The sequence below is a fragment of the Enterobacter sp. SENG-6 genome, from assembly GCF_001605945.1.
Taxonomy (GTDB): Bacteria; Pseudomonadota; Gammaproteobacteria; order Enterobacterales; family Enterobacteriaceae; genus Enterobacter; species Enterobacter cloacae.
On the sequence record NZ_LOMM01000013.1, the window covers coordinates 1 to 13,723 of the forward strand.

Here is a 13,723-nt window from a genome sequence, read left to right on the forward strand (position 1 = left end):
CGATGAGGTCTCTTCTGATTTGTTAGCGCAACCAGTAGATCACACTTCATCGTGCTTTTCATTTTTCTGGGGAACCCTCAGCCCGGTGGGAGAGGGTCAGGGTGAGGGCATCAGGCCGCACGAAACTTACCTCGTCACAGCCTCTTCAACCGGCGGCTTCGCCAGCAGCGCCAGCATCGTATTCGCAATTTCGCGCTCACCCATCACCACCTGATTCGCACCCCGTTCGGTGATGTAATCCACCTCGTCGTCGTAATGGGCGCGGGCAATGATCTCAATCGTTGGGCATTTCTCCCGTGCAGTGGCCACAATCTCACCCGCTTCGTAGCCGTTTGGAATGGTCAGCAGCAGCCAGCGGGCGCAGTCCAGATGCGCCAGGTTCATAATTTCTTCGTTCGCCGCATTGCCCAGCACCGCGCGGATACCGCGCTCGCGCAGCTCATCGACGCGGGTACGCGAGGTTTCAATCACCACCAGCGGGATCCCCTGCGCCATCAGCTTCTCGCCGAGCAGGCTTCCCACGCGGCCAAAGCCGACCAGCAGGGCGTGGTTGCAAATATCCACCGGGATCTGCTTCTCTTCTTCAATGGCCTCTTCGAGCGTCTGCTCTTCAAGGGTTTCTGTTTTATCGAGATATTTTTCCAGCAGCGCGAACAGCACCGGGTTCAGCATAATCGAGAGGATCGCTCCCGCCAGCACCAGGTTCTGCCCGGCCTGCGGCAGCAGGTTGAGCGCCATCCCCAGACCCGCCAGAATAAAGGCGAACTCACCAATCTGTGCCAGGCTTGCGGCGATGGTAAGAGCGGTACGCGGCGAGTGGCCGAACATTCGCACCAGGAAAAAGGCGGCGACCGACTTACCAAAGATGATAATCGCCAGCGTCCCCAGTACGGCCAGCGGCTGCTGAACCAGAATCATCGGATCAAACAGCATCCCGACGGAGACAAAGAACAGCACCGCGAAGGCATCACGCAGGGGGAGGGTGTCGTGCGCCGCTCGGTGGCTCAGTTCGGATTCGTTCAGCACCATCCCGGCGAAGAACGCGCCAAGGGCAAAGGAGACGTCAAAGAGCTCCACTGCGCCAAAGGCAATCCCCAGCGCCAGCGCAAGGACGGAAAGGGTGAACAGTTCACGCGAGCCGGTGGCCGCGCTGCGCGACATGATCCACGGCACCAGACGGCGGCCTACCAGCATCATGATGGCGATAAACGCCACCACTTTTCCGATGGTGATGCTCATATCCAGCGCCAGCGAGGCAAAGCCGAGGGTGTCTTTTTCCATCATTCCGGCGACGGCAGGCAGCAGGACCAGCGTCAGCACCATCACCAGATCTTCAACAATCAGCCAGCCGATTGCGATTTGTCCGCGCTGGCTGTCTATCAACTGCCTCTCTTCAAGCGCGCGCAGCAGCACCACGGTACTGGCGGTTGAGAGACACAGCCCAAATACGATGCCGGTCATTAACGACCAGCCCAGTACGGCTGAAAGCGCCATGCCCAGCAGCGTCGCCACCCCTATCTGGGCGATCGCTCCCGGTATGGCGATAGACTTTACCGCCATCAGGTCCTTCAGGGAAAAATGCAGCCCCACGCCAAACATCAGCAGAATCACGCCCAGTTCCGCCAGTTCAGGTGCCAGTTTGGTATCCGCAACGAAGCCAGGCGTAAACGGTCCCGCCAGTACCCCGGCTAACAGATAGCCCACAAGAGGGGAAATACGCAGTTTATTGGCAATCATGCCGAGAATAAAAGCGAGCACAAGTCCACCAACAATGGTGGTGATAAGCGGTGTGGCGTGGTGCATTCCGTCTCCTTTCGTTGTGGGTGTTCCATTTTGGTGAAAACCAAAAACCGAGTAATAGTTTATGACAATTTTTACCCTTGTGTTTATGAATAATTGTTGAAGTTTGAATAAAACGGCAATATGCCTCAGAAAAGGCAGGTTTTGATAAATTCAGAGAAGGGATGAACAGGAAAGCCTTATGCCATCAGGGCATCAGGCTGCCAAAGTTACACTTTGGCAGCCATGAAATTACGCTTTATGACGATTATCAGGCAGGAATATGGTCAACATCCCCAGAAGTGGCAGGAAAGCGCAGATTTTATAAACCAGGAAGATACTGGTGTGGTCGGCAACCATACCTAACACGGCTGCACCAAGGCCGCCCATGCCAAAGGCGAAACCAAAGAAGAGCCCGGAAACCATACCGATACGCCCCGGTAACAACTCCTGCGCATACACCAGGATAGCCGAGAACGCCGAGGCCAGAATAAAACCAATAATCACCGTTAAAATGCCCGTCCATTCAAGGCTGGCGTAAGGCAAAATAAGGGTAAAGGGGGCAACACCAAGGATAGAGCCCCAAATAACATATTTACGGCCAATTTTATCCCCGACTGGCCCGCCAATCACCGTCCCTGCTGCGACGGCAAACAGGAAAGCAAACAGGTGGAACTGCGCGTTTTGTACCGATAATCCGAATTTTTGCATCAGGTAAAAGGTGTAATAGCTGCTGATGCTCGCCATATAGAAATATTTCGAGAAAATCAGCACCAGCAGCACGGACACGGCCAGGATCACCTTATTGCGTGGAAGGGGATTGATAACCTTCACTTTTGGTTTGCCTTTGTTTACGCGGTGCTGTGCGGCATACCAGCGGCTGATCTGGGCGAGCACAACGATCGCCAGCAGGGCGGCCAGCACAAACCAGGCGACGTTACCCTTGCCGTAGGGGGCGATGATCACTGCCGCCAGTAGCGGGCCGAGGGAACTGCCAAAATTACCGCCCACCTGGAAGAGTGATTGCGCCAGCCCGTGGCGCCCGCCGGAGGCCATACGTGCCACGCGGGAGGACTCCGGATGGAAGACCGACGAGCCGGTTCCCACCAGTGCGGCGGCAAGCAGCACCGCTTCAAAACTCCCCGCCATAGCCAGCAGCACCAGCCCGCTCAGGGTGAAGCACATGCCAATCGGCAGCGACCACGGCATCGGATATTTATCCGTCCAGTAACCGACGATAGGTTGCAGTAGCGAAGAGGCCAGCTGGAAGGTCAGGGTGATCATCCCGATCTGCACGAAGGTTAATGAAAACTCGGATTGCAGCAGCGGGTAAATCGCCAGGATCAGCGACTGGATCATGTCGTTGAGCAGATGGGAGAGGCTAATAGCGCCTAAGACTTTAAATGAGGTGCGCGAGGGTGGCGGCGACGCCGGCGCGCCCGAAACGGGCTGGGTTGATTCACTGATTGCCATAAATACCACGTCGTTAGTGATGAAAAATGCAGGGGGTAATTATTATCCAACTAACATACCTGCCAGCGACATTTGAAGAAAGTCGCAATTATGAAAACTTATTTGTCTATTCTTGTTACTCACTGTAATTTTTGCGTTTGTCTATTGGTCAGGGAGAGAGAAGATGAAGTTAATGAAGCATGGCGTCGCGTTGGCGCTGCTCGCCGCCTGGGGTCTGGCAAGCCTGCCCGCACAGGCGTATGAAAAAGACAAAACGTATAAAATTACGATCCTGCATACCAACGATCACCACGGCCATTTCTGGCGCAGCGAGTACGGCGAATATGGTCTCTCCGCGCAAAAAACGCTGGTGGATGGCATTCGTAAAGAGGTTGCCGCCGAAGGGGGCAGCGTGCTGCTGTTATCGGGGGGCGATATCAATACCGGCGTGCCGGAGTCCGATTTACAGGATGCTGAGCCTGATTTTCGTGGCATGAATTTAATCGGTTACGATGCGATGGCCGTCGGAAACCATGAGTTTGATAACCCGCTGAGCGTGCTGCGCCAGCAGGAAAAATGGTCCAAATTCCCGTTCCTCTCCGCCAATATCTATCAGAAAAGTACCGGTGAACGCCTGTTTAAACCGTGGGCGCTGTTTAAGCGTCAGGATCTGAAAATCGCGGTGATTGGCCTCACCACGGACGATACGGCAAAAATTGGCAACCCGGAGTTCTTTACCGATATCGAATTCCGTAAACCGGCAGACGAAGCGAAGCTGGTGATTCAGGAGTTGCAGCAAAACGAAAAACCGGACGTGATCATCGCCACCACCCATATGGGACATTACGACAACGGCGAGCATGGTTCTAACGCACCGGGCGACGTTGAAATGGCGCGCAGCCTCCCTGCGGGCTCGCTGGCAATGATTGTGGGTGGTCACTCACAAGATCCGGTGTGCATGGCCTCGGAGAATAAAAAGCAGGTGGATTATGTTCCGGGCACGCCGTGTGCACCAGACCGTCAGAACGGGATCTGGATTGTGCAGGCGCACGAGTGGGGGAAATACGTTGGCCGTGCCGACTTTGAGTTCCGTAACGGCGAGATGAAACTGGTGCATTATCAGCTCATCCCGGTCAACCTGAAGAAAAAAGTGACCTATCCGGACGGGAAAAGTGAGCGCGTACTCTACACCCCGGAAATCCCCGAGAACCCACAGATGCTCTCCCTGTTAACCCCGTTCCAGAATAAAGGCAAAGCGCAGCTGGACGTGAAAATCGGTACGCTGAACGGGCGTCTGGAAGGGGACCGCAGCAAAGTCCGTTTCGTACAGACCAATATGGGTCACCTGGTGCTGGCGGCACAAATCGCGCGCACCGGCGCTGATTTTGGTGTGATGAGCGGCGGCGGGATCCGTGATTCCATCGAAGGCGGGAATATCACCTATAAAGATGTGCTGAAGGTGCAGCCGTTTGGCAACGTGGTGGTTTATGCCGATATGAGCGGGAAAGAGGTGATTGAGTACCTTACCGCCGTGGCGCAGATGAAGCCGGACTCCGGCGCCTATCCGCAATTCGCTAACGTCAGCTTTGTGGCCAAAGACGGCAAGCTCAACGATCTCAAAATCAAGGGTGAGCCGGTTGATCCCGCGAAAACCTACCGTCTGGCAACCTTAAGCTTTAACGCCACGGGCGGCGACGGTTATCCGCACATCGATAATAAACCGGGCTATGTGAATACCGGCTTTATTGATGCCGAGGTTCTGAAGCAGTTTATCGAGCAGAATTCACCGATCGACGTGAATGCGTATGAGCCGAAAGGCGAGGTGAGCTGGCAGTAACGTTGTGCGGCCTGATGCCCTCACCCCAACCCTCTCCCACCGGGAGAGGGCGCGAACACAAAAAACGGTAACGTCTGTTACCGTTTTGCTTTTACCTCGCAGCCGCCACCCGGCTTTTTCTTTTAATCCCTGCGCGCAATATCCGCAAACTTCGCATCCAGCATTTTGGCCAGATCGCCTGCGGCCAGTTCGATATCCAGCCCGCGCTTGCCGCCGGAAATATAGATGGTTTCAAATTCCTGAGAAGGGGCGTCAATCAGCGTTGGCAGACGTTTTTTCTGCCCGAGCGGGCTGATCCCGCCCACCAGATAACCCGTGGTGCGTTGCGCAACCATTGGGTCTGCCATATCTACCTTTTTCGCTCCCAGCGCTTTGGCCACTTTCTTCAGATCCAGTTGACCAGCCACGGGCGTGACCGCGACGGCGAGATGCTTCATATCGCCATTCACGGCCACCAGCAGCGTTTTATAGACCTGGTCGGCGTTCAGCCCCAGTTTGCGCACCACTTCATCACCAAAATTGGTTTCGTTCGGATCGTGATCGTAAGTGTGGATCCGGAAAGAAATTTTGTTTTTTTCGAGTAATTTAACGGCGGGAGTCATAGCTATCCTTCTTACGACAGACAATTCATGCTGACAGCATACGCCTGACGTTTGTCTAAAAAATAGCACCATCTTGCGCAATAGTATTGGCAGTGATGGTCACTTTGAGCGACAATCGGCTCAACCGAAGGTCTCCTTCGGCATAATAAAAACGATGAAATTCCTCTTTGACGGGCCAATAGAAATATTGGCCATTTTTTTATTTCAGCAGCGACGGCAAATTCCCTTCTCCGTACAAATGTAATGCCCCCACCGCAACCACGTAATGCCCGGCAGGTAACGCATGCAGCGTCTGCCGCCATGCCGCATTGCGTGCGTTCATCAGCACATCATACAGCGATTCACTGAACGTTGACGGCAGCGTTAATTTCCCCTCAGCAGGCGGGGCATCCAGCCACCAGCCAATCATGGTTTGCAGCAGACGGGCGTTGGTATGCCAGTGCGTCAGTGTATCATCAAGAAGAATGAGACCGTCATCAGGCAGCTGGCGAAGGAGGGCAATCTGACTATCGGTACCTTCCAGCTCAATGATCGGCAGACGGCGTGCCCGGGCCGCATTCAGCAGCTGGTAATCAATACCGTAATCACCGCGCAGACCCAGACGCTGCGCCTGCGTCGCCTGTAATATCATGGCAATTTGCCAGAGCGGCAGGGTGTCCAGCATCGAGAGCGAAACGCCGGTTTCATCCGCCACGCGCGTCAGTTCGGCGAGCTGAGCCTCGTCCAGACGGTCGGCCAGGGTCAAATCGCTCTCCAGCCCGGCAAAGGGAGACTCGTGGCCTGAAATATCCGCCTCAACCACCAGCGCATCGGCCTGCTTCAGGAGGGATAACAGACCAGAGGGCAGCGGGGACATATCCTGCGTGCCCATATGTATGCTGCCCACCAGGTGCAGATGCTGACCGCCGGGGAGCGAAATATCCATTCCGGGCCAGGTATAACGGCGGGGGAAGAGGGCGCGAAACGATGTTTTTATACGGCGAAACAGACTCATACGCGCTCCATAAACGGAAAGGTTCATGCTAACGCGTGGGGCAGGGCGGCGCAACAGGTGAACGTCGGCACGTTTCGTAGGCCTGATAAGCGCAGCGCCATCAGGCAAAAAAGCCGGGTGGCGCTGCGCTTCCCCGGCCTACAACGTATTACGCTTTCGGTTTAAAGCGCAGCAGACGGTTGGCGTTGCTCACCACGGTAATGGAGGAGAGCGCCATCGCTGCACCTGCGACCACCGGGTTAAGCAGCGTACCGGTCAGGGGCCACAGAATGCCGGCAGCAATCGGGATACCGAGCGAGTTATAGATAAACGCACCCAGCAGGTTCTGCTTCATGTTGCGCAACGTGGCTTTCGAAATCGCCAGCGCATCGGCAACACCCATCAGGCTGTGTCGCATCAGTGTGATGGCTGCCGTCTCAATGGCAACGTCGCTCCCGCTTCCCATGGCAATCCCCACTTCTGCCTGTGCCAGCGCCGGCGCATCGTTAATACCGTCGCCAACCATCGCGACCTGGCGCCCCTGCTGTTGCAGCGTCTTAATGGCATCCGCTTTGCCGTCCGGCAGGACACTAGCAATGACTTCATCGATCCCCGCCTCTCTGGCGATGGCGTTGGCCGTGGTTGGGTTATCGCCGGTTAACATCACCAGACGGTAGCCCGCGCGGTGCAGTCGTTGTAAGGCATCCACACTGTCCTGACGTAACGGATCGCGCACGGCCAGCAGTGCCGCAATATGACCGTCCACCGCAAGCAGGACAGGGGTTGCGCCCTGTGATGCCTGGGCATTCAGTTCACTTTCCAGCGCTGAAGTTGCTATGCCGTTTTCATTCATCAGGGCCTGGTTACCCAGCAGCAGTGTGTGCCCTTCGGCCTCACCGCTGACGCCTAATCCGCGCAGGGTGCGGAAGTTGTTCACCTGCGGCAGGCTGGCCTCACCGGCTTTCTCAATGATGGCTCGCGCCAGCGGGTGGCTGGAGCCTTGTTCCAGGGCCGCGGCGAGACGCAGCGCATCTGCCTCCGCGAAGCCTGAGGTATGCACGGATACAACCTGCGGTTTACCTTCGGTCAGGGTACCGGTTTTATCAAAGACCAGCGTGTCGAGAGTGCTGGCGCGTTGCAGGGCGTCGGCATCACGTACCAGCACGCCAAACTCGGCGGCGCGACCCACGCCGGAGATAATCGACATCGGCGTCGCAAGGCCGAGCGCGCAAGGACACGCGATAATCAGTACCGTGGTGGCGATCACCAGGGTATAGACAATTTGCGGCGCCGGGCCGAAGAAATACCAGATAGCCGCGCTCAGCAGCGCGATGCCCACTACTACCGGCACAAAAATGGCGGAGATTTTATCGGCCAGCTGACCTATTTCAGGCTTACTGCTCTGTGCCTGGCGCACCATGCGGATAATACGGGACAGCGTGGTGTGACTTCCCACCGCACTGGCGGTGAACAGCACGCTGCCGTCCTGCACCACCGTACCGGCATGCACGCCATCACCCTGTGATTTCTGCTGCGGAATGGGTTCCCCGGTGAGCATCGCTTCGTCAAACCAGGCTTCGCCCTGCGTAATGTCTCCGTCCACGGGAACGCGGTCACCGGTGGTCAGACGCAGCGTCATACCGGGCTGAACCTCGGCCAGCGGAACGCTTTTTTCTCCGTCGTCAGTGACCACGCGGGCGGTCGGGGGGGTTAAATCCAGCAGCCGTTCCAGCGCCTTTGAGGAGCGCTGACGGGCACGCGCTTCCAGCATATGGCCCAGGTTAATCAGGCCGATGATCATCGCGCTCGCTTCATAATAGAGATGGCGGGCTTCCATCGGGAACCACTGTGGCCAGACGTTCACGCTCATGGAGTAGAGCCATGCCGCACCCGTGCCGAGTGCCACCAGCGTATCCATGGTTGCGGTGCGGTTTTTCAGGCTTTTCCAGGCGCTGGAGTAGAAATGTCCGCCTGCAAATACCATTACACCAAGCGTAATAATACCAATGACCAGCCACAGCGTGCGGTTATCGTCGGTGACCATCATGTTGTCACCGATCATGCCCCACACCATCACCGGGATCCCGACCAGCAGTGCAACAATGGCCTGCCAGCGGAAGCGTTTCATGGTGGCGATAGCCGTTTCCTGCTGGCGTTCGCGGCGTTTGGCATCATCTTCGATGGCCTCTGCGCCATAGCCCGCTTTTTCAACGGCCTGCACTAATTCTGCGGCGGAGGCACTGCCCATGACCAGCGCAGTACGCTCCGCAAGATTGACCCGTGCCTGCGCGACTCCGGGTACCGCCTGCAAGGCATTTTGCACCCGGGAGACGCAGCTGGCGCAGCTCATGCCGTTGATCAGCAGCTGTTGGCTGTCATCGATATCATCAGCTGCCGGAAGCTCAGGAGTGGCCGCTGTCAGTGCTTCCGACGGGGATGATGACTCTGCCAGCGGTTTAGCCTTTGGGTGGCTCAGCTCCGCCCCATAACCTGCCTGTTTGATGGTATCAATCAGCGCTTGCGCACTGGCGCTGCCGGTGACGGCGGCGTGATCGATAGTGACGTCAGCGCTTTCGACATCAGGACGCTGTTCCAGACTTTCTTTTACGCGTTTGACACAGTGGCCGCAGGAGAGGCCGTCCAGTGTCAGGTCAATTGTGTGAGACATAACAAAACTCCCGTATAATGAACTGGTCAGTTGTTGACCGGAGTAACGCTTTTCGCTAACTGTTATGAAGGTTAAACCTTCCATCAAGGGGAAGGTCAAGGGGGAAATGTGAATATCAGCGATGTTGCGAAAAAAACCGGATTGACCAGCAAAGCAATCCGCTTTTATGAAGAGAAGGGGCTGGTGACGCCGCCGCTGCGCAGCGAAAACGGCTACCGTAGCTACACGCAACTGCATCTGGACGAGCTGACCTTACTGCGTCAGGCGCGTCAGGTGGGTTTTAACCTTGAAGAGTGCGGTGAGCTGGTGAATCTGTTCAACGATCCAAAACGCCACAGCGCAGATGTAAAAAAACGGACGCTGGAAAAAGTGGCGGAGATTGAACGGCACATTACGGAACTGGAAGCGATGCGCAAGCAGCTGCTGGCGCTGGCGGAATCCTGTCCGGGAGATGACAGCGCCGACTGCCCGATTATCGATAATCTTGCCGGCTGCTGTCATCGTAAGGCGCAGGCTTAGCAGGCTTTCACCCGAAGCGTAATCCCTTCCACCGCGATGACCTCAACCCGCGTCCCGGCGCTGAGGTCATCGTCGGCCACCACCGGCCAGGAGCTATCGCCCACGCGCATATGTCCGCGGCCGTTCACCAGCGCAGTCTCAAGCGTAAAGCGCTGGCCGACGATCTGCTGTCCACGCTGATTGAGATGGGTATCCAGCGGTTTTTGCTCGTTAACCTGACGGTTCAGCCAGCGCCACCACAGCCAGGCGGCCACCAGCGTCAGCACGGCAAACAGCGCGCCCTGCCACGCCCAGTCCAGGGGGAGCAGCCAGACCAGCAGCCCGGTAATCACTGCGGCCACACCGCTCCAGAGCAGATAACCGTTGCCACCAAGCATCTCTGCGGCCAGCAGTAAGCCACCCAGGCTTAGCCAGAAAGCATGAGGATGTGCGACGATCAGCTCAATCATTTTTTGCGCTCGTTTCCGCTGTCTTTGATAAGTTCAGCAATCCCGGCGATGGAGCCCATCAGACTACTGGCATCCAGCGGCATCATCACCACTTTGCTGTTATTTGCCGAGCCGATCTCTTTCAGCGCATCGGTATATTTTTGCGCGACAAAGTAGTTCACGGCCTGGATGTCACCGGCGGCAATGGCCTCGGATACCATCTGGGTTGCGCGGGCTTCCGCTTCGGCAGAACGTTCACGCGCCTCTGCCTGCAAGAAGGCAGACTGGCGATCCCCTTCCGCTTTCAGAATTTGCGACTGTTTTTCCCCTTCGGCTTTCAGGATCTCCGCCTGACGCACCCCTTCGGCTTCCAGAATATAGGCGCGCTTGGTTCGTTCTGCCTTCATCTGGGCGTTCATCGAAGCGATAAGCTCCGCAGGTGGGCGAACGTCCCGGATTTCAATGCGGGTGACTTTAATGCCCCACGGGTTTGTCGCTTCATCAACAATGTGCAGCAGACGGGTGTTGATGCTGTCACGCTGAGAGAGCATTTCGTCCAGCTCCATAGAGCCGAGTACCGTACGGATGTTGGTCATCGTCAGATTAACAATCGCCAGCTCCAGGTTGCTCACCTCATAGGCGGCTTTGGGCGCATCAATTACCTGAATAAAACAGACGGCATCGATGGTGACGTTGGCGTTATCCTTCGAAATAACTTCCTGCGAGGGGATATCCAACACTTGTTCCATCATGTTGATCTTGCGACCAATTCTGTCCATGAAGGGAACAATCAGGCTCAAACCTGGCTGGAGTGTATTGGTGTAGCGGCCGAAGCGTTCAACGGTCCACTGATATCCCTGCGGGACAATTTTGACCCCGGCGCCCACAATAACCAGCGCAACGAATATAAGGACAGGAACAACGATAAGCATAAAAACCTCCTGTTTTGCATGCTGTTGATGAGTAAAAATGCATGTTTATTGTTCATCAGTATATCGGCTATCGGGCTGAAATTCGCCTCTGAAAATAGGCTGGGAAGGGACAAAGGATTATGCTACAGACGATTTTTACCAGAAGCGGTTAACGGAAGCGGAATGAACGATCAAAAAAACATATTACATCTCAGGGATGTCGGGTTTCGTGTTGGGGGGAATACGATCCTTCAGCACGTCGAATTTTGCCTTTCACCGGGCGAGTTTAAATTAATCACCGGGCCGTCAGGCTGCGGCAAAAGCACGTTGCTGAAAATTGTGGCTTCACTGCTAAGTCCTACGGAGGGAACCGTTCTGTTTGAGGGCAACGATATTGCGACCCTCTCCCCGGAACGCTATCGCCAGCAGGTCTCTTATTGTGTACAGACCCCTTCACTGTTCGGCGAAACGGTCTATGACAACCTGATCTTCCCGTGGCAGATTCGCCAGCAAACGCCGGAGCCGAATAAATTTATCGCTGACCTGGCCCGTTTTGGCCTGGCGCAGGAGACATTGACCAAATCCATTAATGAGCTCTCCGGGGGCGAAAAGCAGCGCGTTTCGCTGATTCGTAACCTGCAGTTTTTACCTAAGGTGCTGCTGCTGGACGAGATCACCAGCGCGCTGGATGAGGCCAATAAGCGCAACGTGAACGACATCATCCATCGCTACGCCAGTGAACAGAATATTGCCGTGCTGTGGGTGACGCACGACGCAAATGAAATTGCCCATGCGGATGATGTCATCACGCTGCAGCCGCAGGGTGGGAAATGGCAGGAGGCAAACCATGGGTGAGCATAATATCACCAACGCATCGCTGGCGTTTTCGATGGTGCTGGTACTGGTGGCGATTTTAGTGAGCTACCGGGAAAAGCTGGGGCTGGAGAAAGATATCCTCTGGAGCATCTGCCGCGCGGTGATTCAGCTCATCATCGTTGGCTATGTGCTGAAGTACATCTTTAACGTCAACCACGCGGTGCTGACGCTGCTGATGGTGCTGTTTATCTGCTTCAACGCAGCGTGGAATGCGCAGAAGCGCAGCAAATATATCGATAAGGCGTTTGTCTCGTCATTTATTGCCATTACGACCGGGACCGCGCTGACGCTGGCGGTGCTGGTGCTATCTGGCTCTATTGAGTTTACGCCGATGCAGGTGATCCCCATCTCCGGGATGATCGCCGGGAACGCCATGGTGGCGGTAGGGCTGTGCTACAACAACCTTGGCCAGCGCTTCAACAGTGAGCAACAGAAGCTGCAGGAGAAGTTAAGCCTGGGGGCAACGCCAAAAGTGGCGTCGGCGCGGCTGATTCGTGAGAGTATCCGCGCGTCGCTGATCCCCACGGTGGATTCGGCGAAAACGGTGGGGCTGGTGAGTCTGCCGGGGATGATGTCAGGGCTGATCTTCGCTGGCATTGATCCGGTGAAAGCGATCAAATATCAGATCATGGTGACCTTTATGCTGCTCTCCACGGCGAGCCTGTCGACCATCATTGCCTGTTATCTGACGTATAGGAAGTTCTACAACGCGCGCCACCAGCTGGTGGTCACACAGCTAAAAAAAGCGGATTAAGCCTGTTTGTGTAGGCCCGGTAAGCGTGAGCGCCACCGGGCATTTTTTTAGTACAGCAGCGCGTACAGCTGACGACGGTACTTCGAGGCCAGCGCATCGCCGGTACCCAGCGCGGCCAGGATCTCCTGGAACATTTTCCGCGCCTGACCGTCTGCGGCAGCCAGATCGTTTTGCAGGTGGCTGAACAGCAGTTCCAGTGCCTCTTCGTTTCGACCCACCTGATGCAGCTGGAGTGCCAGCTGGCTTGCCAGCGCTGCGTCGGCCGGGTTATCGGCAACCTGCTGCTGGAGTTGCTGGATTTCCGGGGTATCCGCCGCCTGTTTCAGCAGATCAATTTGCGCCACCAGGCCCTGATAGCGGGTGTCCTGATCCTGCAACGGGATCGTTTTTAGCACGGCTTCAGCATCTTCTGAGCGGTGCAGGGCAATCTGCGTTTCAGCCAGCAGCAGGCCAATCTGGCTGTTCTGCTTAGAGAGCTGCCAGGCGTCTTTCAACAGCGGCAGGGCTTCGTCGTATTTACCTTCCTGCATCAGCGCCATGGCTTCCTGCGCTTTTAGCTCCTCCTCACGCGGCAGCACTTTATCCAGCAGGGCGCGGATCGCCTCTTCAGGCTGTGGTCCCTGGAAGCCATCAACAGGCTGTCCATTCTGGAAAAGATAGACCGTGGGGATGGCGCGCAGGCCAAACTGAGAGGCCACCATGGGTTCTGCATCACAGTCCAGTTTGGCGAGAATGAACTGGCCATTGTATTGCGCGGCAAGGCTTTCGAGGACCGGCGTCAGCTGCAGACAGTGTTGGCTGCGTTCAGACCAGAAGTAGAACAGTACCGGTTTAACCATCGACTGTTCGAGGACCTGTTGCAGGTTTGCTTCAGTAATATTGACGATATTCTGTACGGACATGCGGCATTCTCTTTTATCGGTT

12 protein-coding genes are annotated in these 13,723 nt (G+C 55.9%); 4 read left to right on the forward strand and 8 right to left on the reverse strand.

Translation table 11 applies throughout. The annotated features are described in order from the left end of the window. Positions 1–126 precede the first annotated feature (126 nt). Both ybaL and AX755_RS08285 read right to left on the reverse strand, forming a co-directional pair. Positions 127–1,803, reverse strand: coding sequence for a YbaL family putative K(+) efflux transporter (ybaL, locus tag AX755_RS08280; protein ID WP_029882633.1), 1,677 nt, complete (start codon positions 1,801–1,803; stop codon positions 127–129). Between the two features lie 228 nt (positions 1,804–2,031). Next, positions 2,032–3,252: an MFS transporter gene (locus AX755_RS08285; RefSeq protein ID WP_013095903.1), complete on the reverse strand. Its 1,221-nt coding sequence runs from the start codon at positions 3,250–3,252 to the stop codon at positions 2,032–2,034. A 163-nt stretch (positions 3,253–3,415) separates the two neighbouring features. Between AX755_RS08285 and ushA the strand changes: the two genes are divergently transcribed. Then, positions 3,416–5,068: a bifunctional UDP-sugar hydrolase/5'-nucleotidase UshA gene (gene ushA, locus AX755_RS08290; protein ID WP_013095904.1), complete on the forward strand. Its 1,653-nt coding sequence runs from the start codon at positions 3,416–3,418 to the stop codon at positions 5,066–5,068. Positions 5,069–5,190: 122 nt separating this feature from the next. Here the strand turns inward: ushA and ybaK are convergent, their stop codons facing one another. The 3 genes from ybaK to copA all read right to left on the reverse strand — a co-directional run bounded on the left by ybaK (position 5,191) and on the right by copA (position 9,311). Continuing rightward, positions 5,191–5,670 carry a Cys-tRNA(Pro)/Cys-tRNA(Cys) deacylase YbaK gene (gene ybaK, locus AX755_RS08295; protein ID WP_010428207.1) on the reverse strand — a complete coding sequence of 160 codons (480 nt, stop codon included), beginning with the start codon at positions 5,668–5,670 and terminating at the stop codon, positions 5,191–5,193. A 199-nt stretch (positions 5,671–5,869) separates the two neighbouring features. Next, a complete protein-coding gene (locus AX755_RS08300; RefSeq protein ID WP_013095905.1) occupies positions 5,870–6,664 on the reverse strand; it encodes a TraB/GumN family protein in 795 nt (264 codons plus the stop codon). 148 nt (positions 6,665–6,812) lie between these two features. After that, on the reverse strand, positions 6,813–9,311 hold the full coding sequence (gene copA / locus AX755_RS08305; protein ID WP_062856590.1) for a copper-exporting P-type ATPase CopA: 2,499 nt from the start codon (positions 9,309–9,311) through the stop codon (positions 6,813–6,815). Positions 9,312–9,419: 108 nt separating this feature from the next. On the opposite strand from copA, the gene cueR reads away from it, so the two are divergent. Then, a complete protein-coding gene (gene cueR, locus AX755_RS08310) occupies positions 9,420–9,830 on the forward strand; it encodes a Cu(I)-responsive transcriptional regulator (protein WP_013095907.1) in 411 nt (136 codons plus the stop codon). On the opposite strand, the gene AX755_RS08315 is transcribed toward cueR, so the two are convergent. Both AX755_RS08315 and AX755_RS08320 read right to left on the reverse strand, forming a co-directional pair. Further along, complete coding sequence (locus AX755_RS08315; RefSeq protein WP_020685017.1) at positions 9,827–10,279, reverse strand: NfeD family protein; 453 nt, start codon at positions 10,277–10,279, stop codon at positions 9,827–9,829. The two genes, cueR and AX755_RS08315, sit on opposite strands and share 4 nt — an antisense overlap. Then, entirely contained in the window at positions 10,276–11,190 is a 915-nt protein-coding gene (locus tag AX755_RS08320) for an SPFH domain-containing protein (protein WP_008499312.1), read from the reverse strand. Before AX755_RS08320 ends, AX755_RS08315 begins: the two co-directional genes overlap by 4 nt. Positions 11,191–11,352: 162 nt before the next feature. Here AX755_RS08320 and fetA point away from each other — a divergent pair, with 162 nt between their 5' ends. Continuing rightward, the gene (gene fetA / locus AX755_RS08325) at positions 11,353–12,024 is read left to right on the forward strand and encodes an iron efflux ABC transporter ATP-binding subunit FetA (protein WP_038982815.1); all 672 of its coding nucleotides are present in this window, start codon (positions 11,353–11,355) and stop codon (positions 12,022–12,024) included. Next, the gene (gene fetB, locus AX755_RS08330; RefSeq protein WP_057071967.1) at positions 12,017–12,799 is read left to right on the forward strand and encodes an iron efflux ABC transporter permease subunit FetB; all 783 of its coding nucleotides are present in this window, start codon (positions 12,017–12,019) and stop codon (positions 12,797–12,799) included. Before fetA ends, fetB begins: the two co-directional genes overlap by 8 nt. Positions 12,800–12,846: 47 nt before the next feature. Here fetB and AX755_RS08335 read toward each other — a convergent pair whose 3' ends face one another. Continuing rightward, on the reverse strand, positions 12,847–13,701 hold the full coding sequence (locus AX755_RS08335) for a co-chaperone YbbN (RefSeq protein ID WP_013095911.1): 855 nt from the start codon (positions 13,699–13,701) through the stop codon (positions 12,847–12,849). Positions 13,702–13,723: the final 22 nt, after the last annotated feature.

What these genes read in the sequence shown, in the direction of transcription:
- AX755_RS08285 (WP_013095903.1), bottom strand. Translation starts at nt 3,252, where the DNA reads ATGGCAATCAGTGAATCAACCCAGCCCGTTTCGGGCGCGCCGGCGTCG.
- fetB (WP_057071967.1), top strand. Translation starts at nt 12,017, where the DNA reads ATGGGTGAGCATAATATCACCAACGCATCGCTGGCGTTTTCGATGGTG.
- ybaK (WP_010428207.1), bottom strand. Translation starts at nt 5,670, where the DNA reads ATGACTCCCGCCGTTAAATTACTCGAAAAAAACAAAATTTCTTTCCGG.
- ushA (WP_013095904.1), top strand. Translation starts at nt 3,416, where the DNA reads ATGAAGTTAATGAAGCATGGCGTCGCGTTGGCGCTGCTCGCCGCCTGG.
- copA (WP_062856590.1), bottom strand. Translation starts at nt 9,311, where the DNA reads ATGTCTCACACAATTGACCTGACACTGGACGGCCTCTCCTGCGGCCAC.
- fetA (WP_038982815.1), top strand. Translation starts at nt 11,353, where the DNA reads ATGAACGATCAAAAAAACATATTACATCTCAGGGATGTCGGGTTTCGT.
- AX755_RS08300 (WP_013095905.1), bottom strand. Translation starts at nt 6,664, where the DNA reads ATGAGTCTGTTTCGCCGTATAAAAACATCGTTTCGCGCCCTCTTCCCC.
- ybaL (WP_029882633.1), bottom strand. Translation starts at nt 1,803, where the DNA reads ATGCACCACGCCACACCGCTTATCACCACCATTGTTGGTGGACTTGTG.
- AX755_RS08320 (WP_008499312.1), bottom strand. Translation starts at nt 11,190, where the DNA reads ATGCTTATCGTTGTTCCTGTCCTTATATTCGTTGCGCTGGTTATTGTG.
- AX755_RS08335 (WP_013095911.1), bottom strand. Translation starts at nt 13,701, where the DNA reads ATGTCCGTACAGAATATCGTCAATATTACTGAAGCAAACCTGCAACAG.
- AX755_RS08315 (WP_020685017.1), bottom strand. Translation starts at nt 10,279, where the DNA reads ATGATTGAGCTGATCGTCGCACATCCTCATGCTTTCTGGCTAAGCCTG.